The sequence below is a fragment of the Ferruginibacter lapsinanis genome, assembly GCF_020783315.1.
Classification (GTDB): Bacteria; Bacteroidota; Bacteroidia; order Chitinophagales; family Chitinophagaceae; genus Ferruginibacter; species Ferruginibacter lapsinanis.
In genome coordinates, this window is sequence record NZ_CP086063.1 from 146099 (window position 1) to 172822 (window position 26724).

The following is a 26724-nucleotide window of genomic DNA, read 5'->3' on the forward strand; positions in this document are numbered from 1 at the left end:
TTGTCGTACATTTATACGACAAATGTCGGACAATGAAAAAAGACGCAAAAACAAAGAAAACTGCTCCTTACAAAGGAAATGATGCAATTACAAAAGCCGAAGAACCCGAAGTTACCTTCAACAAAAATATAAAGCTCATTCCTTCGGTTAAAGATTTTACCTATAGCGAATTTAAAAAAATTGCAGACAAAACTCCTTTTACTCAAGCCGAATGGGCATCAATACTCCACGTTAGCGAACGTACTTTACAGCGCTACGCTAAAAACAATAGTAGTTTCGCTCCTATCAATGCCGAACGAGCCTTACAAATAGCCAAAGTTTTAAAGGAAGCTAAAATTGCTTTTGGGAATATTGATAATTTTTACAACTGGCTAAAACGTAATCCTTATATGTTGGAAGGAAACTTATCTTTCAATTCTCTTACCACTTATGAAGGAATTGAAAAAGTGTTAACACAATTAGGAAGAATACAACACGGTTTGTTTGCATGATAGTGTACAGGATAAGCAATAAGGTTTACAGCAATGATATTAGTGGCATGGGTGCCAAACTAAATGGTGCCCGTTGGAATTCAGCGGGAACAGCGATGTTGTACACTGCTGAACATATTTCTCTGGCCATATTGGAGATGCTCGTCAATACAAATTTCAAGGATTATGATATTGCTTTGGATCTGCTTTACATACAATTACCTGTTACATCCGGTATTGCAGAGATCAAGCATGGTAAACTAAAAGCAGACTGGAGAGAGGATTCTGATTTTACAAAATTTATGGGAGATGAATTTATCAAACAAAAGCAATCCTTATTATTAAAAGTGCCTTCGGCAGTTGTAAGCCAGGAATACAATTATCTTGCAAATCCATTGCACCCTGATTTTAAGAAAATAAAAATTATTAAAACAACCTCTTTTTGGCCTGATAAAAGGCTTTTTGCATTATGAATAAAACCTATTTATTATTGGGCAGCAATATGGGTAACTCTAAAGAGCAGCTTTTATCAGCTCAAAAAAATATTAAAAAGCAAATCGGAAAGATTACCCGCCTTTCGAGTCTATACCAAACTGCCGCATGGGGAAATACCAACCAGCCCGATTTTCTTAATCAGGTGATCATTGTAGAAACAAGATTATCTGCCCGGGAAACAATAAAAACAATTCTGTCTATAGAAAAAGAAATGGGAAGGATAAGGACGGTCAAGAATGCTCCCAGGGTGATCGATATTGATATATTATTTTACAATAAGGAAATCATCAACGATAACGACCTAAAAATACCTCACCCCGAAATACAAAATCGAAACTTTGTATTATCACCTTTAAATGAGCTTTCTCCCAATATGAAACATCCTGTATTGAATAAAACTATTCACTATTTACTAACGATTTGTAAGGATAAATTGAATGTGAAAAAGTTTTAATTGTTCAAGTGATGTTTCAACTTATTTTGCACGCTTAACTATGCAGTACAATTTTATCACCATAGAGGGGAATATCGGAGCAGGAAAAACCACGTTAGCACATTTATTAAGCAAGCATTACAATGCAAGATTGATACTGGAGGAATTTGCTGACAATCCTTTTCTGCCAAAATTTTACGAAAATCCAGAGCAGTATGCCTTTCCGCTTGAATTATTTTTCATGGCAGAGCGCTACAAACAATTAAAAGAATTACTGCAAACGAAGGATATGTTTCAACACATAACCGTATCTGACTATCTTTTTACAAAATGTCTTTTATTTGCCAAAGTAAATTTACCAGAGGAAGAATACAGGTTATACCAAAAACTATTTGATATTATCAATCCGCAAATTGTTCAACCTGATATTTTGATCTATCTGCATACACCGGTTGATAAACTTCAGCAAAACATAAAAAAACGCAACAGGGAATACGAGCAAGGTATCCCAAATGAATATCTCTTTACATTACAGGAAACCTATACCCAGTATATAAAGCAACATAATATTACCACACTGTTTGTTGATGCATCAAATGCTGATTTTTTGACGAATGAAGATCATCTAAAAGTAATCACCGATGCATTAGACAAGACATATGAAGGAGGGCAACATTATCTTTCATTGCCTTGATTGACAAATTGTTTAAGTATCTTCATGGTATTACTATTATATTAACTACATTATTAAACCTTTGAGCAAACCTGTTTTAAACGCATTAAAAATCGCCGAATTCAGAAATTTTATTCTGGGAAGATTTGTATTTATTATGGGCCTGCGCATGATGGGAACACTTGTATCCTGGTGGATGTATGAATTAACAGGTGATGCATTTTACATTGGTATGATAGGATTAGCTGAGGCCATTCCGGCAATAGGATTGGCTTTGTATGCAGGATATGTAATTGATAGATCTGAAAAAAGGATGTTGCTGCTTTTTACAACATTTCTTTATCTCGTATGCACGCTTGTTTTACTTGGTACATCTACCGATTGGTTTCATTATGAATTTGGCAATAAGCTCATCATTATTTTCATCTATAGTGTAATTTTCTTTACAGGAATCATAAGAGCCTTTGCCGGCCCAAGTTTTGGCGCTATCATAGCTTCACTGGTACCGAGAGAATTACTGACAACAGCATCACAACTTAGTTCAACCACCTGGTTGGTAGGAAGCATTATCGGGCATGCAATGGCGGGCTTTTTAATTGCCGGATTGGGTGTAACCGGCACCTTCGCTGTAATTTCTGTATTTATTTTTCTGGGATGGATATTACTCAATCAATTAAGAGAAAAGAAACCAGGTATCTCTTCCGAAAAAAAAACACTGGACGCCGTAGCGGAAGGATTGCGTTTTGTTTTTAAAACAAAAGAAGTGTTAGCGGCTTTATCGCTGGATCTATTTGCCGTACTCTTTGGTGGTGCAGTTGCTATGGTTCCAGTTTATGCAAAAGACATCCTGAAGGTAGGCCCGATAGGTTTTGGATGGCTAAATGCTGCAGTTGATATTGGCGCCATCATCATGGTAGTTGGATTAACCCTCTCTCCTATGCGTAAAAAACAAGGAATAAAATTATTAATCGCAGTAGCTGGTTTTGGTATTTGTACCATCATTTTTGGAATTTCCAAATGGTATTGGTTGTCCTTTAGCGCATTATTAATTGCCGGTGTGCTGGATGGTGTAAGTGTTGTGGTACGTGGCAATATTGTGCAATTAAAAACACCTGACGAACTAAGAGGACGTGTTTTGAGTGTTAACTCTATGTTCATTAACTCCTCAAATGAAATAGGGCAATTTGAAAGTGGCGTTGCGGCCAGATTAATGGGAGTAGTACCTTCTGTTGTATTTGGCGGTTGTATGACAGTACTGGTTGTTATTTTAACACGAATTAGCGCCCCCTCATTGAAGAAGTTAGAATATTAGCACTCGCTTTATCCCGTTCAACACTTATGTTATTGCTTCGCTAAAATCAGTTGAACAACTGCCTTTCCTTATGATAAAAGGTTATATTTGAACAAACCTTGTTCATGAAATTGACACTTTGCTCCTCTACCGGGCCTATACCCGTTATTATCAAAAAATATGCATCGATTATTACAACAGGTACGAATTACAGATTCATACTAAAATCGAGTATTTCTTTGCTTTTAGTATTATTTTTTCTTTGCCCTAAAAATGCAAAAGCATGGGGGCCGAAAGGGCATACAATCGTGGCACAAATAGCCATGGAATTATTGAATCCGGAAGTAAAGAAAAATGTATTGGCTATTTTAAATAATATGCCAATCGATACTGCTGCAAACTGGATGGATATCCAGCGATCTAATTCGGACTATGATTTTATGAAACCTTGGCATTATATAGATTTCCCTAAAGATGAAGTATATACGCCTTCTACAGATGAGAATATTGTTAACAGGATCATTTATACTTTTAATGAATTACAACATAAACAAGTTCTCTGCGACGAACAGGTTCGTTGGGATCTGCTTATTCTAATGCATCTGTTAGGAGATTTGAGTCAACCATTGCATAATGGATATGATTATGATCTGGGGGGCAACAAACGCCCTGTGCAATTAGATACTTTAAAAACAAATCTTCATCATTTTTGGGATGAAAACATTATTGATCTGAAAGCCATCAGCTTTGAAGATTGTATGGCATTATATAGAAGCATGCCAAACGATAAAGTAGATACCATCGCAGGTATACACCCCGGCCTATGGATGAAAGAAACTCGTTCGTTACTAGGCAAAGTGTATGATTTTAATGATTACACTATTACTGCGGCATATGTTGACAGAAGTGCTGAAATTGTAAAAAGACAATTAGTAATAGGTGGTGTAAGATTAGCCGCTATATTGAATAAACTATTTATGCCTGATGCTCCTGAGATTGACATGAAAGCTGTCATTGCCAAATATAAAAATGGTATAGATGCAAAAGATGCGTTACAATTTCTTGATAAGAATGTAACTGCCTGTTCTCATGTATACGGAGTAAAAGCTTTGGAAAATGTAACCTTTATTAATCTTGGCGCTAAATCACCCGGCAGTCCTTTAACCGTGGTTATTTTTGCAAAAGATATAAAGAATTTCAAACCTTCAGTGGAAGAATTATATCGTAATAAAAATATTTGTGTGCTAGGCAAAGTGGTGGAATATAAGGGTAAGGCCGAGATCATTGTTTCGAAGCCTGAAGATATTATCATTCAATAAAACATATAAAGGCCGCAATTGCGGCCTTTATAATTATCAGAAGAAATGAACAACCGGTATGTATTATTTTATATAATTTCCTATCTTTCGCCATTAGCTAGCTACTATGATAAAAGATACAAACCCTCAAACTGCATTTGCTGCAACTGCCGGCCTACCTAAACAATTAGGCGTTCTTTCCTTACCTGTTATTGTTGGTGCGCTTGGGCTTTTTGTTGATGTATATGATCTGCTGCTTTTCGGAATTGTAAGAAAACCAAGCCTGGCCTCATTAGGATTAAATGCTGATCAGATCTTATCCAAGGGCGAATTTATTATCAGTATTCAAATGCTCGGACTGGTGATTGGTGGAATACTATGGGGCATATTGGGTGATAAAAAAGGAAGACTGAATGTATTGTTTGGATCTATCCTTTTATATTCATTGGCAAACATTGCTAACGGTATGGTGCAAACGATTCCACAATATATTATTGCCCGTTTTATTGCAGGTATCGGTTTAGCTGGCGAACTGGGCGCAAGTATCACATTAGTAGCAGAGATCTTACCTAAAGAAAAAAGAGGTATCGCTGCATCTGTAATTACAAGCGTAGGTGTATTTGGAGCTGTAACCGCATTTTTGGTATATCAAACTTTTGGCGATTGGCGACTATGCTATTATATCGGCGGTGGTATGGGACTACTGTTGCTTTTATTAAGAGTAAGTATTTTTGAAAGCGGTATGTATGATGCAATTAAAAACTCAACTGTACAACGTGGTAATTTCCTTATGTTTTTTACAAACAGAGACCGTTTTTTCAGATATATCAAAGGGGTGGTAATTGGTTTACCCGTATGGTTTGCTATTGGCGTATTAATTACTTTTTCTGACAAATTTGCCAAAGAGATGGGTATTGCTAACATTGATCCCGGCAAAGCAATCATGTATCAATATTTTGCTCTGTCCTTCGGAGATCTATCTGCAGGACTGTTAAGCAATTTTTTAAAAAGCCGCAAAAAAGCATTGTTTGTTTTCTTTGGTATACTTAGTTTGTTCATGATCTTATTTTTCACACAACATGGTGGCAGCGCAGATAATTTATACTGGCTATGTGCAGGACTCGGTTTTGGATCAGGGTTTTCGGTATTATATATCACCATGTCGGCCGAACAGTTTGGCACTAATTTAAGAGCCTCCGCTGCTATATCAATTCCCAATATGGTACGTGGGGGATTGCCAATCATCTTACTTCTTTTCAGAGGAATTCGTTCACTTACCGGAGACTATATTACCGGCGGCTGGATAACGGGAGCCATTATTATGCTCATAGCAGTACTTGCAGCCTTGTATACCAAAGAAACCTTTGGTAAAGATTTGAATTTTATTGAAGAATAAACTATTTCATTTCTATCAAACGTTCCAAAACATAATATACAGCCGGGCAAAACGTAGAATTTTTTAATGTCAATGGCTGTCTTTTTAATAACACATCTTCGTCGGTGTATGGAAAACGCTGACAATCCGTAGGACGTACTTCATAAATACTGCAATAGTTATCTTCTCCTAAGAACGAGCAAGGAGCCGCCCTCATCACATAATCACCATCCTCATCTACCCTAAGGTAATTGTTGATCAAATCACCTTCCTTCATTTTCAGGTGTTTGGCAATCCGCTTTATATCCGGAGTCTTAAATCTGGGAGAATACCCTTTACAACAATTGCCGCATTGCAGACAATCGATTTTACTAAAAGCTTCTTCATGCAGGTCCGGCAATACTTTCAGCACTTTTTTCTTATCCGCTCTATGTAAGTATTGCTTATATGCCTTTTGTCTTTCCGCAGATTTTTTTTCCCAATCAACTAGTAATTTTTCGCTCATGTTGTATTTTTTGGGCTGGTTTATGCCCCAATTTTCCACAGATGCAAGGTAATGAACATATTGGCATCAAATCTTGTTCTGTTAACGTAATTTTGCAGGAATTTATAGAATCCTGACCGGTCCTTTTCGGCTATCTCTGCTTACTTAAAAGCTAAAAAGTATCATTACAGTACAATTTAGTCCACTCAAGGCGGCTGTAATTTGATAGATGCATGAGTTCCGGCATAAAAAAACGAGACAATGAACCTTTTTGAAAAACAACAGAATGAATTTGCAGGCAGGCATATCGGACCTAATAAGAAAGATACCGCAGCAATGCTATCGGTAATTGGAGTAAACTCTATCGATGCATTGATCAGTAAGACTATTCCCGATTCTATACGATTAACAGAACAACTGGCTATTCCCTCGGCTATAAGTGAATTCGACTATTTAAGCGACCTTAAAAATATCGCTGAAAAAAATAAAGTTTTTAAAAGCTATATCGGGCAGGGATATTATGACACCATTACACCTAGCGTTATTTTAAGAAACGTCTTTGAAAATCCGGGGTGGTATACCCAATACACGCCTTATCAGGCAGAAATTTCTCAAGGAAGATTAGAAAGTTTATTGAACTACCAGACATTGGTAAGCGATTTAACCGCTTTGCCTATTGCCAATGCAAGTTTGTTAGATGAAGGTACAGCAGCAGCCGAAGCGATGGCAATGTTGTTTAATCATAAGAATAAAGATCACGACCACATTACTGCGCCTAAATTTTTTGTAGATCAAAATGTATTTGCACAAACAAAAGATATTCTGATCACCAGAGCCGCTCCGATAGGAATTGAATTGGTATTCGGCAATTTTTCTTCGGCAACGGTAGACGAAACATATTTTGGGGCAATCGTTCAATATCCGGACAGTAACGGTTCGGTTGTTGATTACCGTGAGTTCATCAATAAAGTTCACGCAGTAAATGCAATGGTTGTAATGGCTACTGATCTGTTGGCATTAACTTTATTAACTCCTCCAGGAGAACTAGGTGCTGATGTAGCCATCGGTTCCTCACAACGTTTTGGTGTACCAATGGGATTTGGTGGCCCACATGCTGCTTTTTTTGCTACAAAAGATGAATTCAAAAGAAATATTCCCGGAAGAATTATCGGCATCAGCATTGATGCACAAGGTAACAGATGCTTACGTATGGCATTGCAAACAAGAGAGCAGCATATCCGCAGAGAGAAAGCTACCAGCAATATTTGTACAGCACAGGCATTGTTAGCCAATATGGCTGCAATGTATGCCGTATATCATGGAAGCGATGGACTAACAAATATTGCGAAACGTGTAAGTATTTTAGCATTGACCTTAAGTGAAGAATTAAGCGCTTTAGGATTTGAAAATACCAATAGGTATTTTTTTGATACACTTAAAATAAAAGTACCCGACACTACTATTATTAGAAAATTAGCTGAACAACACGAAATAAATTTTCATTATTTTAATGACAACCATATCGGTATTTCAGTAGATGAGACAACATCACAAAGAGATATTGTTGATATCCTGTACATTTTTGCTGCTACTATAAATATTGAAACTGCTACTGCAGAATTTGATAATGAAGCTGCGTTAAATAATATACCATCGGCACTTACAAGAACATCCTCATTCTTAACGCATTCAGTATTCAATACACATCATAGCGAAAGCCAGATGATGCGATATTTGAAATTTTTAGAAAACAAGGACCTGAGCTTAAACACATCGATGATCAGCTTAGGTAGTTGCACCATGAAGCTGAATGCCGCAACAGAATTAATACCTGTTAGCTGGCCTGAATTTAGTAAGCTTCACCCTTTTGCCCCTGCAGCTCAAACCAAAGGGTATAGTCAGATAATTACTGACCTAGAAAATTATTTAAGCACTATCACTGGGTTTGCTGCTACTTCTTTACAACCCAATAGCGGCGCACAGGGAGAATATGCAGGATTACTGGCTATTAGAAATTATCATATTTCAAGAGGTGAGGCGCATCGGAATGTTGTATTGATACCCATCTCGGCGCATGGCACTAACCCTGCTAGTGCTATCATGGCAGGAATGAAAGTGGTAGTTACCAAATGTGATGATGCAGGAAATATTGATGTTGAAGATCTGAAAGCTAAAGCAGAAGAACATAAAGATGATCTGTCTGCCCTTATGGTTACTTATCCTTCCACACATGGTGTGTTTGAAGAAAGTATCAAAGAAATTTGCGGTATTATACATCAGTTTGGCGGACAAGTGTATATGGATGGTGCCAATATGAATGCACAGGTAGGGCTAACCAGCCCGGGCATTATTGGCGCAGATGTATGTCATTTAAATCTGCATAAAACGTTTGCCATACCACATGGTGGTGGCGGGCCAGGTGTTGGCCCTATCTGCGTGGCAGAACAGTTAGTGCCATTCTTGCCAAAAACAGACAGTCATTTAAATCAAACCGGTGGTAGTGTTTCAGCCGCTCCATATGGCAGCGCAAGTATTTTACTCATCAGTTATGCGTATATAAAATTATTGGGGGCAGAGGGCATTCGTAACGCTACCGAGTATGCGATTTTAAATGCCAACTATATGAAGGCAAGACTGGAAAAATATTACAAGATACTATACACCGGTAAAAACGGAACTGCTGCACATGAGTTCATTGTTGACCTGCGCCCTTTCAAAACCAGTGCCGGCATTGAAGCTGAGGATGTAGCTAAACGTTTGATGGATTATGGATTCCATGCTCCTACCCTTTCTTTTCCTGTTCCAGGCACTTTGATGATTGAGCCTACAGAAAGTGAAGATAAACATGAACTGGATAAATTTTGTGATGCATTGATCAGCATATACCACGAAATAAAAACAATTGAAGATGGCAAGGCAGATAAGAAAGATAATCTTTTGAAAAATGCACCACATACACAGGCTGTGATTTGTGCTAACGACTGGACTAAACCTTACACCAGGGAAGAAGCTGCATTTCCTTTAGCATATGTAAAAGGAAATAAATTCTGGCCAAGTGTAAGCAGGGTAAACAATACTCATGGCGATAGAAACCTGGTGTGTACCTGTGAGCCGATTGAAGCCTACATGTAATAATATTAAGCAGCCTCGTTCGCTAGGACGAGGCTGAATTTGCTATAGCTTTTGCAGCAATAAATCCGGTTGTCCAGGCATTTTGAAAATTAAATCCCCCCGTAACACCATCCACATCTATCACTTCGCCTGCAAAAAATAAATTAGGTTCAATTTTACTTTGCATGGTATTATGATCGATCTCACTTAACGTAATGCCACCTGCAGTTACAAACTCTTCTTTAAAAGTAGTTTTGCCGCTCACTGCAAACTCCTGAGCACATAAATTTTTGATCAATTTATTCTGTTCTTTCGCAGGCAGGTCAGCCCAACGCATATCTTCATTTATACCAGACTGTTGTAATAAATATTGCCATAATCTTTGAGGTAATCCGAAAGGATTTCTGTTTACGATTTTCTGCGCCGCAATATCAAATCTTATCTGTTGAAATTTTTCCCTTAAACTATTCTCATTAAAGTCAGGTAACCAATTTATTAATATTGCAAATTGATAATTACATATAGCCAATTCCTTAGCTCCCCATGCCGATAATTTCAATATCGCCGGTCCGCTCATCCCCCAATGCGTAATTAATAACGGGCCACTTTCTGACAGTTTTGTCCCAATGATCTTTACAGACACCCGTTCAACCGTAATCCCCATCAATTCAGTAATAGCATTACCCGGCATGTTAAATGTAAATAAAGAAGGCGCCGGATCCTGTATCGTATTCCCCATCTTTTTCAACCAATCAAATTGCATTGCTTTAGGATATCCGCCACTGGCAATACATACATAATCTGCTTGTTCAACTTTATCATTTCCAAAATCAACTATCCATTGCCCATTACTTTTTGTCAATTGCTTCACTTCCCTATTCATCAATATCTCCACTCCATATTTATTTACCTCTCTCATTAAACAATCAATAATTGTTTGGGATGAATCTGTTGCCGGAAACATCCTTCCATCAGCCTCAGTTTTCAATTTCACCCCTCTTTCATTAAACCACTCAATTGTATCTTTTGTAAAAAAATGATGGAATGCTTTCTTCAAAAAGCTTTCGCCCCTTGGATATTTTTTCACCATTTCAGCAATACTAAAACAATGGTGAGTAACATTGCACCTACCACCTCCACTCACTTTTACCTTGCTTAACAACTTACTTGTTTTTTCAATGATCACAACTTCCAGTGCATTATTTAATCTTGCCGCATTCACTGCACAAAAAAAACCTGCTGCACCACCCCCTATAACGATCAGTCTTTTTTTTGTCATTACATTCATCTTATTATTAAATTGCAGTAAAGTTATACTATTAACATACAACACAAATTATGGCACACGAATTATCCCCCAAACAATTAAAGGATATTCCCATAATGCCATATGAACAAATAAGGCCATTTTTAAAAACAGGTGATATTATATTTTGTAGCGGCAATTATCTTTTTTCAGGAGTCATTCAACAACTAACTAAAAGTACCTGGAGCCATGTAGCGATCATTTATAAGGATGAAGAATTAGAAAGAGTACTGGTATTGGAAGCAGAGCCTTCTGTTGGCATTCGTCTTATTCCTCTCTCTAAATATCTAAGCAATTATAAAGATTCTAAAAGACCATATAAAGGAAAGATTTTCGTCAATAAGCTTAACGTATCACTTAATAAAGAAAGCCTGAATAAAGGCATTTGTTTTGGCTTAGATGAATTAACGCGGCCATATGATAATTGGGAAATAATCAGGATCATGTTACGAATCCTTTTTAAAATCGGCAAGCGTGAAAGAAACAAGGCTTACATCTGTTCTGAATTAGTACAAGCCATATACGCAAAAGCAGGAATTCTTTTTAAATTTAGAGATTCCTATATCAGCCCTGATCACATCTGGAAAGATGAAAGGGTTGAAATGAAATACCGGGTTTTGTAAATAGAAATTTTAATAATCCGAACACAAATTTGCATTTCCTTTCTCGGCAGCCTCTATCTCAGTAAAAGAAGAAAGAATATCGGGCTTATTTTTTTGTATCGCTACATTATGTTCGTAGTGAGCAGCAGCCTTACCATCATTAGTACGTATTGTCCAGCCATCCTTATCGTGATACACATCTTTGGTTCCCATATTGATCATTGGTTCAATAGCTATCACCATACCCTCTACCAGTTTGGCTCCTGTCCCTCTTTTGCCATAATTAGGCACTTGCGGATCTTCATGTAGATGCCTTCCCAAACCATGTCCTACCAAGTCTCTTACTACACCATAGCCATGTTGTTTCTCTGTATATTCCTGAATAGCAAAAGATATATCACCCACTCTGTTACCATGTACAGCCTTTTCTATTCCCTTGTACAAAGAGGCCTTTGTTACAGCCAGCAATTTTTTTACATCATCTGTAACACCAGCTAATGCAAATGTATATGCACTATCTCCATGAAACCCATTTTTAAATACACCCACGTCTACAGAAACAATATCACCCTCTTTCAATTCATTTTTTGTAGGAAAACCATGCACTACCGCATCATTCACAGAAATGCAACAAGCAAAAGGAAATGGAGGTACTCCGTATCCTTTAAAGGATGGTGTAGCAGCATTATCTAAAATGAATTGTTCTGCAAAACTATCTATTGCCAATGTAGTTATACCCGGCTTGATAATTTTTGCTACCTCAGCCAATGTCTTACTGACAAGCAGACTGCTGATCCGCATTAATTCAATTTCTTCTTTTGTTTTATAATAGACCATCTGTTTACCTGTTACAAAATGTTATTAAAATAAAACCCCGACGTTTTTGCGTCAGGGTTTGTTAATTTTATTCTTTATCCCTTCTCGGAGAAAGGTGATTTATATTCCTGAAGCTACAGTTTGTGTCTGTCTGCCCTGCACTCTTCCGCTACTCATTAAGCCATCATATTGACGCATTAATAACTGTGTTTCTATTTGTTGTAAAGTATCTAAAATTACACCCACCATGATCAATAATGATGTACCACCGTAGAAACTTGCAAACCCTTGTTGAGTTTTAAATACCAACTGAAAGATACCTGGCAAAATACCGACAAATGCTAATAACACAGCACCCGGCAAAGTAATTCTATCCATGATAGTACCGATATAATCAGCAGTTGGTTGGCCAGGTTTAACACCCGGAATAAATCCATTACTGCGTTTCAGATCTTCAGCCATTTGTTTCGGATTAAAGATCAAAGCTGTATATAGGAAAGTAAAACCAATTACACAAACTGAATACACGATCATGTAGATTAGGTTGGTGTGATCAGTAAAATATTTAGCCCATCCACCCCCTGTAAAACCAGAGAATATGGTTGGTAAAAATAATATAGCCTGAGCAAAAATGATCGGCATTACACCAGAAGCATTCACTTTTAATGGTAAGAAGTTTCTTGCTCCACCCAATTGTTTGTTACCAACAATTTGTTTTGCATAATTCACCGGAACTCTTCTTGTACCTTGTATCAACATGATCAACCCCATGATGATAGCCACTAAAAATGCAATCTCAATTAAGAAGATCAATAACCCACCGCCGCCTCTTGCTGCCCTGGAAGACCATTCTTGTATAAACGCCTGAGGAAGTCTGGCCAGGATACCCATCATGATGATGATAGAAGTACCATTACCTAATCCTTTATCTGTGATTTTCTCTCCTAACCACATTACGAACAACGTACCCACGGTTAAAATGATAACTGTAGAAATAACGAAGTAAGAACTGTAAGAAGTAATTAACGCTTCTGCATTACCCGGACTTTTCAGGTAACCGATATAAGCTGCTGCCTGAAATGCAGTAACGATAACTGTCAGGTAACGAGTCCATTGATTGATCTTCTTTCTGCCGCTTTCACCTTCCTTCTGAACTTTTGCCATTTGAGGAACCAGTATGGTCATCAACTGCATAAAGATAGAAGCAGAGATATAGGGCATGATACCCAATGCCAGAATAGACGCTTTCGAGAAAGCACCACCAACAAAAGCATCAAGCAAACCAAGCATACCGCTTTGGGCACTATTACTTAGGTTTTCTAATTTATTAGGATCGATACCCGGAAGTACGATATAAGAACCAACACGGTAAATAAAGATCAACAATAAAGTGAAAAGTATTTTTCTGCGTAGCTCCTCTATGCTCCAGATATTTTTTAGTGTTTGAATGAACTTCTTCACAGACTTGAGACAATTTAAATGTTTGCGTAAAATGAAAAAAGACGCTTTTCAAACCTACTAATTAATAGCAAGTAGAAATGCGTCCGCAAATATCGTTAATTTATTTAATAATTTCTACAGAACCTCCGGCAGCTTCGATAGCAGCTTTAGCTTTAGCACTAACCGCATTTACTTTGAAAGTAAATTTGCCTTTGATTTCTCCAACACCCAGAATCTTTACATTATCAAATTGACTGATCAAACCATTGATGTAAAGGTTTTGCAAGCTGAATTCTGTAATACCATATTTTTCTGCGTAATGATCAATTTTACCTATGTTGATCACTTTATACTCAACACGGTTGATATTTGTAAACCCACGTTTTGGAACTCTACGTTGAATAGGCATCTGTCCACCTTCAAAAGCTGGTTTGCTTTTGTAACCGGCACGACTTTGTCCACCTTTATTACCTTTAGTAGATGTACCACCTTTACCACTAGCTTCACCACGACCGATACGGATTGCTTTATGTGTTGCTCCTTTCGCTGGTCTTAATGTATGTAATTTCATGTTATGTTGATTTTGTACTTACGGGGTATCACCCCTCGCTTGTTATTGATTTGATAATTTTCTGATTTGGAGATTTGGAGATAATAATTCAGCAGATGCTTTTAATTATTAAACTTTCAAATCTTCAAATTAATTAATTAGCTTCTTCTACTTTGATCAAATGGTTGACTTTTGCAACCATTCCTAAAATTTGTGGAGTAGCTTCAACTTCTACAGTAGCGTTAATTTTTCTCAAGCCCAAAGCAGTCATAGTTTTCTTTTGACGCTCAGATCTATCGATTACGCTTTTAATTTGTGTTACTTTAATCTTAGCCATTGTTATAATTTTTGGGCAACCACTTAAGGCTTATCCGTTAAATACTTTCTTTAAAGAAATGTTTCTTGCTTTACTAACAGCAATTGGTTCACGTAAAGTAGCCAATGCTTTTACTGTAGCTTTTACCACATTATGAGGATTAGCAGAACCAAGGCTTTTAGCCAAAACGTCTGTAACACCTGCAGCTTCCAACACAGCTCTCATACTACCTCCGGCAATTACACCGGTACCATGAGCAGCTGGTTTTATTAAAACCTTAGCAGCACCTTCTTTTGTCCATTGATCATGAGGTATAGTGCCATGCATAATCGGAACTTTTATCAAATTCTTTTTTGCATCTTCAATACCTTTTGTAATAGCCTCTTGTACTTCTTTAGCTTTACCCAAGCCTTGTCCTACAACACCAGCACCGTTACCTACTACTACAAGAGCAGAAAAACTAAATGCACGACCACCTTTGGTTGTTTTAACCACACGGTTGATAGAAACTACTTTTTCTTTCAACTCAAGATCGCCGGCTTTTACTCTGTTATCGTTTGCTTTTAACATGTATAGTTCTTATTAAAAATTTAAAATTAAAATTGTAACCCACCTTCTCTTGCTCCTTCAGCTACTGCTTTTACTCTTCCATGATAGATATATCCACCACGATCGAACACAACTGTAGTAACTCCCAATTCAGAAGCTTTCTTAGCAATTGCATTACCTACCAATTTGCTCTTTTCAGTTTTATTTACTTTTTGAGCCAGGATATCTTTATCTTTTGAAGATGCCGATGCCAAAGTTGTACCATTATCATCATTGATCAACTGTGCATAGATATCAGAATTACTTCTGAAAACACTTAAACGTGGTTTAACACCTACTCCGCTTACTTTTTTGCGGATACGGAATTTTATCTTTTGTCTTGCACTTGATTTGTTATTCATAACCTTTTATTTTATTATTCCGATACTGCCGGAACGAATTTTAAAATTTGATAATTTGTGATTTGTTAATTCTTTCGAATAGTGTGCCATTTCCAAATCGGCACATCTCCAAATCTTCAAATCAATTATTTACCTGCAGATTTACCTGCTTTTCTTCTTAATACTTCACCTACAAATTTAACACCCTTTCCTTTGTATGGTTCAGGTTTACGTAAGCCACGTAATTTAGCACATACCTGACCAAGTAATTGTTTATCTACACTTTCTAAAGTGATGATAGGATTTTGTCCTTTTTCCTGAGAAGTAGAAACTTTTAATTCCTTAGGTATTTCAAAAATAATATTATGAGAATATCCTAAAGCAAGATCTAATACATTCCCCTGGTTAGCAGCTTTAAAACCCACACCCACCAATTCCATTTGTTTTACATATCCTTCAGTAACACCTTTTACCATGTTGCTAACCAATGAACGGTATAAACCATGCATTGCTCTGTGACGAATTTGATCAGTTGGACGAACCAGTTCTACCGTTCCTTCTTTCACTTCTAATTTGATATCTCTATCAATTGCTTGTTTCAATTCTCCTTTCGGACCTTTAACAGTTACAACATTATCTGCTCCAACTGTGATGGTTACTCCTTTTGGAAATTCAACCGGTTTTTTCCCTATTCTAGACATAGTCGATTTTTTATTTTGTTTTTTAAATTCGATTCGTGTTCAGCCACGACTTCGGCTTAATTATCAAATCATTTTCTTTATCGCTACTCCCTATCGTTCTTGTTTAGAAGTTCAGGAAGTTAGTTGCTTAGTAGATGTTGCAAAGAATTTCGCCACCAACATTTTGAGCTTTTGCTTCTTTATCAGTCATTACACCTTTTGATGTAGAAACGATTGCAATACCCAAACCATTTTTCACTCTTTTGAATTCTTCAGGTTTAGCATACGTACGTAAACCCGGACGGCTCACTCTTTCTAAACTCTGAATTACAGGTAATTTTGTAGATGCATCATATTTCAAAGCGATCTTGATCACACCTTGTTTGTTATCATCTTCAAATTTGTATTTCAAAATGTAACCTTTGTCGTACAAGATCTCAGTCATGCGTTTTTTTAAATTAGACGCAGGGATTTCCACAATACGATGGTTTGCCATCTGTGCATTACGGATTCTTGTAAGAAAATCTGCTATAGGATCAGTTACCATATCAATTAAAAATTATAAATTATAAATTAAGAATTCTACTACCAGCTAGCTTTAACTACACCTGGTATCTTTCCTTGTAACGCCATATCACGAAACATGTTTCTTGATAATCCAAAATGTCTCATGTAACCTCTTGGACGACCAGTTAACTGGCAACGATTTTTTAAACGAACCGGAGATGAGTTCTTTGGTAATAAATCCAAAGCTTTGTAATCACCGGCTGCTTTTAAAGCTGCTCTTTTATCAGCATATTTAGCGTTCATTGCTTCACGCTTTCTTTGCCTGGCTTCTATTGACTTTTTTGCCATGTTTTGTTAGTATTTAAATTATTTTTTAACGTTTTTAAAAGGCATTCCCAATTCTTTCAACAATTCATATGCCTCTTCATTAGTATTTGCTGTAGTAACAAAAGTGATATCCATACCGGTAATTTTATTTACTTTATCGATATCAATTTCAGGGAAAATGATTTGTTCCGTAATACCTAAAGTGTAATTTCCACGGCCATCAAATGACTTATCATTGATCCCTTTAAAATCACGTACACGTGGTAAAGAAACAGATACGAATCTATCTAAGAATTCAAACATTTTAACTCCACGAAGTGTAACTCTTGCACCAATCGGCATGTTCTTACGCAACTTAAAGTTAGAAATATCTTTTTTAGACATAGTAGGTACAGCCTTTTGACCTGTGATCGTTGTTAATTCCTCAACAGCAATGTCTACTAATTTTTTATCTGCAACGGCACCGTTCACCCCACGATTCAAACAGATCTTGGTCAATTTAGGCGCTTGCATAACGGTTTTATAACCGAATTTTTTCATTAAGGCAGGTACTACTTCTTTAGAGTATTTATCTGCCAATCTTGGAGTATATGTTGTTGTTGCCATGTTAGATTACCCCCCCTGATTTTTTTGATACACGAATTAATTTACCGTTTTCTCTTGTGCGTTTCACTTTAGCCGGAGCTGCAGCTTTTGCATCCCAAAGCATTACATTAGAAATTGCGATCGGAGCTTCAACTTTTACAATACCACCTTTAGTGTTTTGTGAAGTTGGTTTAGTATGTTTGGTTACGATGTTAACACCTTCTACCAATACACGACTTTTTTCTATAATAACCTCCAACACTTTACGTGGCTTTTTAAGATCTTTGTCTTCGCCGGTGATAACAATTACGCTATCGCCTTTTTTAATGTTGAACTTTGCTTTAAATCTTGTACTCATTTTTTTATGCTTTATGCTTCGCTGAACGCTTGGCAAGTTTTATTTTATTCAGGCTTCACGCCTTTTACTTTATAATACTTCCGGTGCTAATGAAATAATTTTCATATACCCTTTGTCTCTTAATTCACGAGCCACCGGGCCAAAAATACGTGTACCTCTTGGTTCATCTGAATTGTTTAACAACACAACTGCATTGTCATCAAAACGAATATAAGAACCATCTTTACGACGTAATTTGTTTTTTGTACGTACAATAACCGCTTTACTAACAGTACCTTTTTTAATACCGCCGGCTGGCATTGCATCTTTCACAGTAACAACGATTTTATCGCCTATTTTAGCATAATCCTGGCCAGAGTTACCCAATACACGGATACACAAAACTTCTTTGGCGCCGCTGTTGTCTGCTACATTTAATCTGCTTTCTTGCTGAATCATTTTTATTTACGATTTACGAACTACGATTTACGAATTTTTAATCCGGCTATCGTACCTCTTATTACTTATAACTTATAACTAAAAACTTATAACTTACTTCACTTTTTCAACTATCTCAACTAATCTCCAACGTTTTGTTTTACTCATAGGACGAGCCTCCATAATTTTAACGGTATCGCCTATGCTACACTCATTCTTTTCATCATGCGCATGAAACTTTGTAGATTTTTTTACGAACTTACCATAAAGCGGATGCTTTACTTTTCTTTCTACATTAACTGTGATAGTTTTATCCATTTTGTTACTGGTAACTACCCCTAATTTAGTTTTACGTAAGTTTCTTACTATTGTTGTTACTTCACTCATTGTTGCAAAATTTATGGTTTAATTATAAACCTAGTTCTTTACTTCTTAATGCTGTTTTTAAACGTGCAAGATCTTTACGTAATAAACGTAAGCTTACCGGATTCTCCAAAGGAGAAATACTGTGAGCAAAAGATACTTTCTTCAAACGTAATTCGTCTTCAGCGATCTTAGCCTTTAAGTCTTCAAGACCTAAACCTTTAATGCTCGTTAAAAAATCTACTTTCTTTGACATTGTTATTAATTTGATAATTTGGTGATTTGGTGATTTGATAATTACATTTTCAAATTTTCAAATCTTCAAATTGATTAATTGTTTATGCTTGATAATCTCTACGTACCACAAATTTTACAGCAATAGGTAATTTTTGTGCCGCTAATTCAAATGCTTCTTTTGCAACTTGCATCGGAACACCATCAGCTTCAAACAAGATGCGTCCTGGCTCTACTACAGCAGCCCAATATTCAGGGTTACCTTTACCTTTACCCATTCTCACCTCAGCTGGCTTTTTAGTGATTGGTTTGTCAGGAAAAATTCTGATCCAAACATTCCCTTCTCTCTTCATATGACGAGTCATAGCCTGACGAGCACTTTCAATTTGTCTGTTAGTTAACCAAATTGGTTCTAAAGCTTTTAATCCGAATGAACCAAAAGAAATAGTAGTTCCTCTTTTAGCAACTTCTCTGATACGGCCTTTCTGGGCTTTTCTATGTTTTACTCTTTTCGGTGATAACATCTTATTTCTATTTTAGATTTTGGATTGATGATTTTTGATTTTCTTCAATCCGAATCAGTACTTAATTTTTTGTTGAGATCTGCAAGCCGAAATACATCGTACATCGCAAATCGTAAATTTAATTAGCGTCTTCCGCCAGCAGCTCCACCACCACGGTTTCCACCACCTCTTCTATCTCCACCACCGCCTCTGCGATCGTCTCTTCTATCTCCACCTCTTTCGCCACCACGGTTTTCAAAACCACCTCTTGAATCTCCTTCTTTACCACCACCGGCTAAGATATTTGGGTTAAGATCTCTTTTAGCTAAAACTTCACCTTTACAGATCCATACTTTAATACCGATCTTTCCGTAAACTGTTTGAGCAAATACATTTGCGTAATCGATATCCATACGTAAAGTATGCAACGGCGTACGACCTTGTTTGATCTCTTCGCTACGTGCAATTTCAGCTCCACCTAAACGACCACCGCATCTAACTTTAATTCCTTCTGCACCCATACGTAATGCTGAAGCAATTGCCATTTTAACAGCACGTTTGAAATTGATACGACCTTCTAATTGACGAGCAATTGTATCAGCAACAATTTGAGCATCTAATTCAGGACGACGTATTTCAAGAATGTTTATTTGAACATCATCTTTACCGGTCAATTTTTTCAATTCCTCTTTGATTCTATCAACCTCTCCACCACCTTTACCGATGATGATACCTGGTTTAGAGGTGTGGATTGTTACGATCAACTTGTTCAACGTACGCTCAATTACTATTTTTGAGATACCGCCTTTGTTGATACGGGCATTTAAATAATTTCTGATTTTGTTATCTTCAATTAATTTTTTACCAAAATCTTTTTTATCTGCATACCAGTTACTATCCCATCCACGGATGATTCCTAGTCTGATACCAATCGGATTTACTTTTTGACCCATATTGTTAATTTATTTCCTGCTATTCTTTTGAAAGAAAGATTCGCAAGATTTTTAAAAGTTTAAATTTTGCTGTCTACTACAATTGTTACGTGATTACTACGTTTACGTACTCTGTACCCTCTACCTTGTGGAGCCGGACGCATACGTTTGATTACTCTTCCGCAGTCAACCATAATTGTTTTAACTACCAACTGAGCATCTTCCACTTTTGCTTCTGTATTTTTTTGCTCCCAGTTATTGATTGCACTTTTCAATAATTTGTACATAGGCACTGCAGGGTGCTTAGGGTTGAATTGTAATACCCCCAAAGCTTTTTCTACTTCCATGCCACGTATCAAATCAGCCAGTAAACGCATTTTACGTGGTGATGTTGGGTAATTGTTAAGTTTAGCTACTGCTTCCATTTTTTATAAAGTTTTAAGTTGTAAGTTTTAAGTCGTAAGTCGTAAGCTAATTGCTTAATACTTAGTACTTATTACTTAGTACTTCTTATCCTATTTTTTTACTTGAGTGACCTCTGAAATTTCTTGTCGGTGCAAATTCACCTAATTTATGACCTACCATAAACTCAGTTACATAAACCGGGATAAATTTATTCCCGTTGTGTACTGCCAGTGTATGACCTACAAAATCCGGAGAGATTGTAGAACGGCGAGACCAGGTTTTGATTACACCTTTTTTGTTTTTTCCTTCATTGATCGCTAACACTTTGTCTTCTAAGTTAGCATCGATATAAGGACCTTTTTTAATCGAACGAGCCATTTTTATTTATGATTTGTGACTTACGATTTACGAATTGAAACTCTTTTCGTAAATGTTAATCTTGTTTATTTCTCCGAAAACACCGGAGCATTTTAACTGTTTCTTACTTGTTACTTAATTTCTTTCCGTTTCTTCTTTGGATGATCATTTTATCTGATCCTTTACCTCTTGTACGTGTAACTTCACCTTTAGCATATTTACCTGTACGGCTACGTGGGTGACCACCAGAAGCTCTACCTTCACCACCACCCATCGGATGATCTACCGGGTTCATCGCAACTGCTCTCGTTCTTGGTCTAACACCTTTCCAACGATTACGGCCTGCTTTACCTGCACTTTCCAAATTATGATCGCTGTTACTTACAACACCAACTGTTGCATAGCAATTGATCAATACTTTTCTTAACTCACCACTTGGCATTTTAATAACACCATACTTTTCTTCTTTATTCGATAACTGAGCACTTGCGCCTGCACTACGTACTAATTTACCACCTTGACCAGGTTGCATTTCAATGTTATGAATCATAGTACCCAAAGGCATATTCTTCAATTGTAATGCATTCCCTAATTCCGGAGCAACTGCATCGCCACTTAAAACTGTAGCACCTACCTGCAATCCGTTTGGAGCAATGATATAACGTTTTTCACCATCAGCATAATTCAATAAAGCAATAAATGCTGTACGGTTTGGATCATACTCGATACTTTTAACAGTAGCAGGTACATCTTTTTTATCTCTTTTAAAATCGATCAAACGATACATGGTTTTGTTTCCGCCACCCATATAACGCATTGCTCTTCTACCTTGTGAGTTACGACCAGCTGTATTCTTTTGTTTTTCTAACAAAGATTTTTCAGGAGTGCTGGTGGTAATTTCTGCATACGCATTACCAATTCTCCAACGAGTTCCGGCTGTGGTAGGTTTGTATTTTCTTAATGCCATTTTATATTATTTTTTATTCAACTTTTGCGGCAGCTGAGGCCATCCTTTAAATAATTTTATTATACTGTTCCGTAGATATCAATTGTTTCGCCTTGAGCTACTGTTACAAATGCTTTCTTTTTTGCAGGTTTACGACCTGAAACTACTCCGGCTTTTGTATTACGAGATTTTGCTTTACCAGGTATAACAGTTGTATTAACATTCTGTACTTGTACACCGTAAAACTCTTCTACAGCTTTCTTAATCTCTAATTTGTTAGCTTTTCTGCTTACCACAAAAGCATAACGATTCATTTTTTCAGTTTGCTTGTTTATCTTTTCAGATAAGATCGGCTTTATTAATACTTCAGACAGTTTCATATCAATTTGATAATTTGGTGATTTGATGATTTGGAGATGAGTAATTGTTACTTCTTCAAATTTTCAGATCAATTAATTAATTTGCTTGTTCTTCGCTAAATATTTTTGCTACACTTTCAGTGAAAACCAACACGCTTGCATTTACGATATCGTAAGTGTTTACGTCGCTTAAAGAACTTCCTTTTACTGAAGGAATATTTCTTAAACTCATGTACACATTATCATTGTGTTCAGGAGTAACGAATAAAGCTTTTTTATCGCTGATGTTCAAAGCTTTTAAAATAGTAGCCAATTGTTTTGTTTTTGGCGTATCCAATGTAACGTCTTCCAACACTACGATTGCATTTTCTTTTGCTTTGTAACTTAATGCACTGATTTTAGCAAGATCTTTTACTTTACGGTTCAATTTGAAATCGTATAAGTGTGGCTTTGGTCCAAAGATAGTACCACCACCTTTATAGATCGGAGAACGTAAGTTACCCTTACGAGCACCACCGGTTCCTTTTTGCTTGTGTAATTTTTTAGATGAACCATGTACTTCAGCTCTTGTTTTTACTTTATGCGTTCCCTGACGTTGAGCAGCCAGGTATTGTTTTACCGCTAAATAAATAACATGATTGTTAGGTTCTGCGCCAAAAATTTCTTCAGGCAAATCAACTGTTCTGCCGGTTTTAGCTCCACTAATATTTAAAATATCTACTTGCATTTTATTTAATTTGGAGATTTGGTGATTTGGAAATTTGGTGATGCTTAATTGTTACATCTTCAAATTTTCAAATTTTCAAATCGATTTTTATTTTTGAATTAAAACGATTGAACCGTTGTGACCAGGAACTGAACCACTTACTAATATGTAATTTTTTTCAGCGAAGATCTTAACTACTTTCAACCCTTTCATTTTCACTCTGTCTTGTCCCATTCTACCTGCCATACGCATACCTTTGAATACACGTGATGCATCAGATGAGTTACCGATTGAACCCGGAGCTCTTTGACGATCATGCTGACCATGAGATTGTTCACCTACACCATGGAAGCCATGACGTTTAACAACACCCTGGAAGCCTTTACCTTTGCTGGTACCAACTACTTCAACGCTATCGCCTTCGGCAAATATGTCTACAGTGATGATCTCACCAACATTTTTGTCGATTTCGCTATTGCGTATTTCTTTTACTACTTTTTTAGGGGAAGTCTGAGCTTTGGCGAAATGGTTGATTTCAGCCTTGATGGAGTGTTTTTCTTTCTTATCTCCGAATGCAATTTGGAGTGCATCGTAACCGTCTGTTTCTACGGTTTTCTTTTGGGTAACTACACATGGACCTGCTTCAATGATCGTAACGGCAGTTTGCTTGCCTGTTGCATCAAAGACACTGGTCATGCCAATTTTCTTTCCAATAATACTTTTCATTGTATCTGTTTTATATCCAGCGCTGTTCAATTACAAACAGATGGATGTTTCATTATTTTGTTATAAGAACTGACTTTTTGCCTTTCCGCCTCTCAGCAGATGGTTCATTAAGCCTTAATCTCAACATCTACACCACTTGGCAGGTCTAATTTACTTAGAGCGTCAACCGTACGGCTGCTGCTGGTGTATATGTCTAATAAACGTTTATGTGTACACAATTGAAACTGCTCACGTGCCTTTTTATTAACGTGAGGAGAACGTAACACAGTAAAGATCTTTTTGTGTGTAGGTAAGGGTATTGGCCCTGTTACTACTGCACCAGTACTACGTACTGTTTTTACAATTTTCTCAGCTGATTTATCAACTAGATTGTGGTCGTAAGACTGTAGTTTTATTCTGATTCTTTGTGACATATATAAAGAACTTTAAAATTCCCTTTTTTGAATTTGGAGTGCAAAGGTAAGGGGTTGGTTTCAAATAGCAAAGCGTTTTGAAAAGATTTTTGAAAAAAGAAGGAAATTATTCGAAGTTGGAGATCGAATCTTGACAAGAGAAGGGTAAATATCTGGTAATTAGTTAAATAAACGCTAACCCTATGCCATGTTTGATGCTGATAGATAAAAAAATAAATATATGAACCATAAAATAAGAAAATTGACTCGTAGCAAAAATAACGCTGCTTTATATTGAATAGCTCCGGAATTGAAGCAAATGGTAAATAGAAGCCTCCTGCCCGACAACAATATCGTCAGTGTGCAAGTTCTTTCTGTACAAAAAAATCAAGAATGATACCTATCCAGGTAATCCTCAATGTTTTTTCTTTCAGGACCTTGTTTTTCAATAGCCGATCTGATCACTTTTTCACTGATCCAGGGATATTTGCTATGCAAATACTCTACTTCAGTTTTGTCTTTTGGATCAACAAAATGATGATCAACTTTTTTTATATCTTCCTTTGTACTTAACATAACAGAAGAGTTTATTACTACTATTACCGCCACAAAACTTGTTCCAGACTACTATCCCCCCTATTTGAAGGCATTATTTTACAAGTCTGACAGTATTGCTACTAATTGTTACTTATTAAACTCTCCAATATGCCAGAGAACGCCTGAGGGATCATGCACAAAACATTCTTTGCCCCAATCATATTTTCGGATAGGAACTATTTTTACATTCTCATATTTAGCAGTTAGATCCAACCCTATCAGCCTATTCCAATATTGATCAACATCTTCCACCTCTAAGAAGATCATTGTATTATCTATCCAGTCTTTAACATAAGCATCCTGAAGATAAAAGCCTGTTTCTCCTGTTTTGAAATAAGATAATCTTGGCTCCAGTACAATTTCCTGAAACCCTAAATCTTTGTAGAAATTCTGTGAAGTTTTAAAGTCTTTAGACCCAATGAATGGTCGTATTGATTTAGTAGTATGCTCCATTTTTTGCATTTTAAAAGCCGTTGAATGACAAATTTATTAACTCCTCTTCAAAGGAACAGAAAAATACCCACATAATGGTATTGCATAATTACTTTCCTATTGGTTTATTTACAGAAAAAAGTATGCGTTATTTATTATTCTTATCCCTCTTACTCTCGTCCGTTGCAAATGCACAATTGAGTCAAAAACAATTGCAGGAAATGCAGGACAATGCAAGAAAAATGGATAGCGTTACAAGGAAGATGAACGAATCCATCAATGAAAGTATCCGAAGAATGGATTCATTGAATATGATTGAGACCAATAAACAAATGACCCGAAATATGGATGCATTTATGGCTGAAAGAAAGGTACAGGAAAAGAAAGCCAAACAACGAATGTATTTGCGCTTAGGCTTTGGTATATTAATGCTGGTTGTGCTGGTGATCGGATTGAGAAGAAAGAAGAAAAATCAGGTATAGTTATATCCAGACTTTCAATATTTTGCAGCCACTTTCAGATATCTCAAAAAATTAAACTCCGGGAGTCTTCGACTACACAAACACAATCTGTTCTTCTTTCAACAATTCCATATTCTTAAATCGTAAAATTATATTCGCTACTGTTACCACATCCTTCTGACAATACACAGCAATACGCTTTAGGTCATTTTCTTTCCAATAAACATTACCTACCATACTGCCGTCAATATCATCTTTTGGGGATGGTACTTTTAATGATGCTGCTAGTAATTTCAAAGAAGTATAATTTTTATAATCCCCAAAACGCCAGTACTGAAACGTATCTATCATATTAGTCTCCCAGGGTTTCATATTTTGAAAATCGAGGTAAGGAGGAATTGGAAAATTATTGATCAGTAATCTTCTACACAAAAAAGGTATATCAAACTCTTTGATATTATGCCCGGTAAAACACCATTTATTATTGATCGATTCAATTTGCTGAATGGTGTCAATAAAATTTTTAAGCAGCACTTTCTCGTCATCATGATAAAATGATTTGATACGCAATTGCCAGCCTTCTTCCTTTTTAAAATAACCGATACTTATGCAAACGATCTTTGCAAATTCTGCCATTACGCCTGCTCTTTGCTGGTAATAAGCGGCTGCGTTAATTCCTTCAGGCAAAGTTCTGCTTGTTTTTTCTTCCCAAAGTATTTGCCAGTCTTTATCAAGTTGGTCAAAATCAGATTTTTCTGAAACAGTCTCTATATCAATCAATAGAAGATTTTGGAGTGATATATTTTGCATGTTGTATGATTTTTTAATTGTTCGTTCTTTTGATTAGA

The 26724-nt window shown here is 36.6% G+C and carries 38 protein-coding genes; 10 read left to right on the forward strand and 28 right to left on the reverse strand.

Annotated features, from left to right (window positions below; genetic code table 11):
• Window positions 1–32 precede the first annotated feature (32 nt).
• The 7 genes from parS to LK994_RS00535 all read left to right on the forward strand — a co-directional run bounded on the left by parS (window position 33) and on the right by LK994_RS00535 (window position 6056).
• Window positions 33–491 carry a type II RES/Xre toxin-antitoxin system antitoxin gene (gene parS, locus LK994_RS00505; RefSeq protein WP_229760918.1) on the forward strand — a complete coding sequence of 153 codons (459 nt, stop codon included), beginning with the start codon at window positions 33–35 and terminating at the stop codon, window positions 489–491.
• Window positions 488–943, forward strand: a complete 456-nt coding sequence (locus LK994_RS00510) for an RES family NAD+ phosphorylase (protein ID WP_229760919.1) — start codon at window positions 488–490, stop codon at window positions 941–943. Before parS ends, LK994_RS00510 begins: the two co-directional genes overlap by 4 nt.
• On the forward strand, window positions 940–1419 hold the full coding sequence (gene folK, locus LK994_RS00515; RefSeq protein WP_229760920.1) for a 2-amino-4-hydroxy-6-hydroxymethyldihydropteridine diphosphokinase: 480 nt from the start codon (window positions 940–942) through the stop codon (window positions 1417–1419). The genes LK994_RS00510 and folK overlap by 4 nt, the downstream gene beginning before the upstream one ends.
• Before the next feature lie 40 nt (window positions 1420–1459).
• On the forward strand, window positions 1460–2092 hold the full coding sequence (locus LK994_RS00520; protein ID WP_229760921.1) for a deoxynucleoside kinase: 633 nt from the start codon (window positions 1460–1462) through the stop codon (window positions 2090–2092).
• 61 nt (window positions 2093–2153) lie between these two features.
• The gene (locus LK994_RS00525; RefSeq protein WP_262907845.1) at window positions 2154–3383 is read left to right on the forward strand and encodes an MFS transporter; all 1230 of its coding nucleotides are present in this window, start codon (window positions 2154–2156) and stop codon (window positions 3381–3383) included.
• A 104-nt stretch (window positions 3384–3487) separates the two neighbouring features.
• Window positions 3488–4681 (forward strand): S1/P1 nuclease, encoded by a 1194-nt coding sequence (locus LK994_RS00530; RefSeq protein ID WP_229760923.1) that lies wholly within the window; start codon window positions 3488–3490, stop codon window positions 4679–4681.
• Between the two features lie 106 nt (window positions 4682–4787).
• Window positions 4788–6056 (forward strand): MFS transporter, encoded by a 1269-nt coding sequence (locus LK994_RS00535; protein ID WP_229760924.1) that lies wholly within the window; start codon window positions 4788–4790, stop codon window positions 6054–6056.
• A gap of 1 nt (window position 6057) precedes the next feature.
• On the opposite strand, the gene LK994_RS00540 is transcribed toward LK994_RS00535, so the two are convergent.
• Window positions 6058–6540, reverse strand: a complete 483-nt coding sequence (locus tag LK994_RS00540; RefSeq protein ID WP_229760925.1) for a YkgJ family cysteine cluster protein — start codon at window positions 6538–6540, stop codon at window positions 6058–6060.
• Window positions 6541–6780: 240 nt separating this feature from the next.
• Here LK994_RS00540 and gcvP point away from each other — a divergent pair, with 240 nt between their 5' ends.
• Entirely contained in the window at window positions 6781–9651 is a 2871-nt protein-coding gene (gene gcvP, locus LK994_RS00545; RefSeq protein ID WP_229760926.1) for an aminomethyl-transferring glycine dehydrogenase, read from the forward strand.
• 22 nt (window positions 9652–9673) lie between these two features.
• Here gcvP and LK994_RS00550 read toward each other — a convergent pair whose 3' ends face one another.
• Window positions 9674–10909, reverse strand: a complete 1236-nt coding sequence (locus tag LK994_RS00550; protein ID WP_229760927.1) for a BaiN/RdsA family NAD(P)/FAD-dependent oxidoreductase — start codon at window positions 10907–10909, stop codon at window positions 9674–9676.
• A gap of 59 nt (window positions 10910–10968) precedes the next feature.
• Between LK994_RS00550 and LK994_RS00555 the strand changes: the two genes are divergently transcribed.
• Complete coding sequence (locus LK994_RS00555; RefSeq protein ID WP_229760928.1) at window positions 10969–11559, forward strand: YiiX/YebB-like N1pC/P60 family cysteine hydrolase; 591 nt, start codon at window positions 10969–10971, stop codon at window positions 11557–11559.
• A 9-nt stretch (window positions 11560–11568) separates the two neighbouring features.
• On the opposite strand, the gene map is transcribed toward LK994_RS00555, so the two are convergent.
• From map to LK994_RS00680, 25 genes are all read right to left on the reverse strand, one after another.
• Window positions 11569–12375, reverse strand: a complete 807-nt coding sequence (gene map, locus LK994_RS00560) for a type I methionyl aminopeptidase (RefSeq protein WP_229760929.1) — start codon at window positions 12373–12375, stop codon at window positions 11569–11571.
• A 99-nt stretch (window positions 12376–12474) separates the two neighbouring features.
• Window positions 12475–13815 carry a preprotein translocase subunit SecY gene (gene secY, locus LK994_RS00565; RefSeq protein WP_229760930.1) on the reverse strand — a complete coding sequence of 447 codons (1341 nt, stop codon included), beginning with the start codon at window positions 13813–13815 and terminating at the stop codon, window positions 12475–12477.
• A gap of 100 nt (window positions 13816–13915) precedes the next feature.
• Window positions 13916–14365 carry a 50S ribosomal protein L15 gene (gene rplO, locus LK994_RS00570; protein ID WP_229760931.1) on the reverse strand — a complete coding sequence of 150 codons (450 nt, stop codon included), beginning with the start codon at window positions 14363–14365 and terminating at the stop codon, window positions 13916–13918.
• Window positions 14366–14498: 133 nt separating this feature from the next.
• The gene (gene rpmD, locus LK994_RS00575; RefSeq protein WP_229760932.1) at window positions 14499–14681 is read right to left on the reverse strand and encodes a 50S ribosomal protein L30; all 183 of its coding nucleotides are present in this window, start codon (window positions 14679–14681) and stop codon (window positions 14499–14501) included.
• A gap of 30 nt (window positions 14682–14711) precedes the next feature.
• Entirely contained in the window at window positions 14712–15230 is a 519-nt protein-coding gene (gene rpsE, locus LK994_RS00580) for a 30S ribosomal protein S5 (RefSeq protein ID WP_229760933.1), read from the reverse strand.
• A gap of 26 nt (window positions 15231–15256) precedes the next feature.
• Window positions 15257–15610, reverse strand: coding sequence for a 50S ribosomal protein L18 (rplR, locus tag LK994_RS00585; RefSeq protein WP_229760934.1), 354 nt, complete (start codon window positions 15608–15610; stop codon window positions 15257–15259).
• Window positions 15611–15735: 125 nt separating this feature from the next.
• Window positions 15736–16290, reverse strand: coding sequence for a 50S ribosomal protein L6 (gene rplF, locus LK994_RS00590; protein WP_229760935.1), 555 nt, complete (start codon window positions 16288–16290; stop codon window positions 15736–15738).
• 127 nt (window positions 16291–16417) lie between these two features.
• Window positions 16418–16816: a 30S ribosomal protein S8 gene (rpsH, locus tag LK994_RS00595; protein WP_229760936.1), complete on the reverse strand. Its 399-nt coding sequence runs from the start codon at window positions 16814–16816 to the stop codon at window positions 16418–16420.
• Window positions 16817–16854: 38 nt separating this feature from the next.
• Window positions 16855–17124 carry a 30S ribosomal protein S14 gene (gene rpsN / locus LK994_RS00600; RefSeq protein ID WP_229760937.1) on the reverse strand — a complete coding sequence of 90 codons (270 nt, stop codon included), beginning with the start codon at window positions 17122–17124 and terminating at the stop codon, window positions 16855–16857.
• A gap of 18 nt (window positions 17125–17142) precedes the next feature.
• Window positions 17143–17709 (reverse strand): 50S ribosomal protein L5, encoded by a 567-nt coding sequence (gene rplE, locus LK994_RS00605; protein ID WP_229760938.1) that lies wholly within the window; start codon window positions 17707–17709, stop codon window positions 17143–17145.
• Window position 17710: 1 nt separating this feature from the next.
• Window positions 17711–18046 carry a 50S ribosomal protein L24 gene (gene rplX, locus LK994_RS00610; RefSeq protein WP_229760939.1) on the reverse strand — a complete coding sequence of 112 codons (336 nt, stop codon included), beginning with the start codon at window positions 18044–18046 and terminating at the stop codon, window positions 17711–17713.
• A gap of 69 nt (window positions 18047–18115) precedes the next feature.
• Window positions 18116–18484, reverse strand: a complete 369-nt coding sequence (gene rplN / locus LK994_RS00615) for a 50S ribosomal protein L14 (RefSeq protein ID WP_229760940.1) — start codon at window positions 18482–18484, stop codon at window positions 18116–18118.
• A 93-nt stretch (window positions 18485–18577) separates the two neighbouring features.
• A complete protein-coding gene (rpsQ, locus tag LK994_RS00620; protein ID WP_229760941.1) occupies window positions 18578–18850 on the reverse strand; it encodes a 30S ribosomal protein S17 in 273 nt (90 codons plus the stop codon).
• 22 nt (window positions 18851–18872) lie between these two features.
• Window positions 18873–19082, reverse strand: a complete 210-nt coding sequence (gene rpmC / locus LK994_RS00625) for a 50S ribosomal protein L29 (protein WP_229760942.1) — start codon at window positions 19080–19082, stop codon at window positions 18873–18875.
• Between the two features lie 82 nt (window positions 19083–19164).
• The gene (rplP, locus tag LK994_RS00630) at window positions 19165–19584 is read right to left on the reverse strand and encodes a 50S ribosomal protein L16 (RefSeq protein ID WP_229760943.1); all 420 of its coding nucleotides are present in this window, start codon (window positions 19582–19584) and stop codon (window positions 19165–19167) included.
• Window positions 19585–19706: 122 nt separating this feature from the next.
• Window positions 19707–20516 (reverse strand): 30S ribosomal protein S3, encoded by an 810-nt coding sequence (rpsC, locus tag LK994_RS00635; RefSeq protein WP_229760944.1) that lies wholly within the window; start codon window positions 20514–20516, stop codon window positions 19707–19709.
• A 59-nt stretch (window positions 20517–20575) separates the two neighbouring features.
• Entirely contained in the window at window positions 20576–20920 is a 345-nt protein-coding gene (gene rplV, locus LK994_RS00640) for a 50S ribosomal protein L22 (protein ID WP_229760945.1), read from the reverse strand.
• A gap of 85 nt (window positions 20921–21005) precedes the next feature.
• Complete coding sequence (rpsS, locus tag LK994_RS00645) at window positions 21006–21278, reverse strand: 30S ribosomal protein S19 (protein ID WP_229760946.1); 273 nt, start codon at window positions 21276–21278, stop codon at window positions 21006–21008.
• Window positions 21279–21381: 103 nt separating this feature from the next.
• Entirely contained in the window at window positions 21382–22224 is an 843-nt protein-coding gene (rplB, locus tag LK994_RS00650; protein ID WP_229760947.1) for a 50S ribosomal protein L2, read from the reverse strand.
• 59 nt (window positions 22225–22283) lie between these two features.
• Entirely contained in the window at window positions 22284–22583 is a 300-nt protein-coding gene (gene rplW, locus LK994_RS00655; protein ID WP_229760948.1) for a 50S ribosomal protein L23, read from the reverse strand.
• A gap of 76 nt (window positions 22584–22659) precedes the next feature.
• Window positions 22660–23289 (reverse strand): 50S ribosomal protein L4, encoded by a 630-nt coding sequence (rplD, locus tag LK994_RS00660; protein ID WP_229760949.1) that lies wholly within the window; start codon window positions 23287–23289, stop codon window positions 22660–22662.
• 87 nt (window positions 23290–23376) lie between these two features.
• Entirely contained in the window at window positions 23377–23994 is a 618-nt protein-coding gene (gene rplC / locus LK994_RS00665; RefSeq protein WP_229760950.1) for a 50S ribosomal protein L3, read from the reverse strand.
• A gap of 107 nt (window positions 23995–24101) precedes the next feature.
• On the reverse strand, window positions 24102–24407 hold the full coding sequence (gene rpsJ, locus LK994_RS00670) for a 30S ribosomal protein S10 (protein WP_123122649.1): 306 nt from the start codon (window positions 24405–24407) through the stop codon (window positions 24102–24104).
• Window positions 24408–24773: 366 nt separating this feature from the next.
• The gene (locus LK994_RS00675) at window positions 24774–24962 is read right to left on the reverse strand and encodes a hypothetical protein (protein ID WP_229760951.1); all 189 of its coding nucleotides are present in this window, start codon (window positions 24960–24962) and stop codon (window positions 24774–24776) included.
• A gap of 108 nt (window positions 24963–25070) precedes the next feature.
• A complete protein-coding gene (locus LK994_RS00680; protein WP_229760952.1) occupies window positions 25071–25436 on the reverse strand; it encodes a VOC family protein in 366 nt (121 codons plus the stop codon).
• Window positions 25437–25510: 74 nt separating this feature from the next.
• On the opposite strand from LK994_RS00680, the gene LK994_RS00685 reads away from it, so the two are divergent.
• Window positions 25511–25897 carry a hypothetical protein gene (locus LK994_RS00685; protein ID WP_229760953.1) on the forward strand — a complete coding sequence of 129 codons (387 nt, stop codon included), beginning with the start codon at window positions 25511–25513 and terminating at the stop codon, window positions 25895–25897.
• A gap of 72 nt (window positions 25898–25969) precedes the next feature.
• On the opposite strand, the gene LK994_RS00690 is transcribed toward LK994_RS00685, so the two are convergent.
• On the reverse strand, window positions 25970–26686 hold the full coding sequence (locus LK994_RS00690) for a ribonuclease H-like domain-containing protein (RefSeq protein WP_229760954.1): 717 nt from the start codon (window positions 26684–26686) through the stop codon (window positions 25970–25972).
• Window positions 26687–26724: the final 38 nt, after the last annotated feature.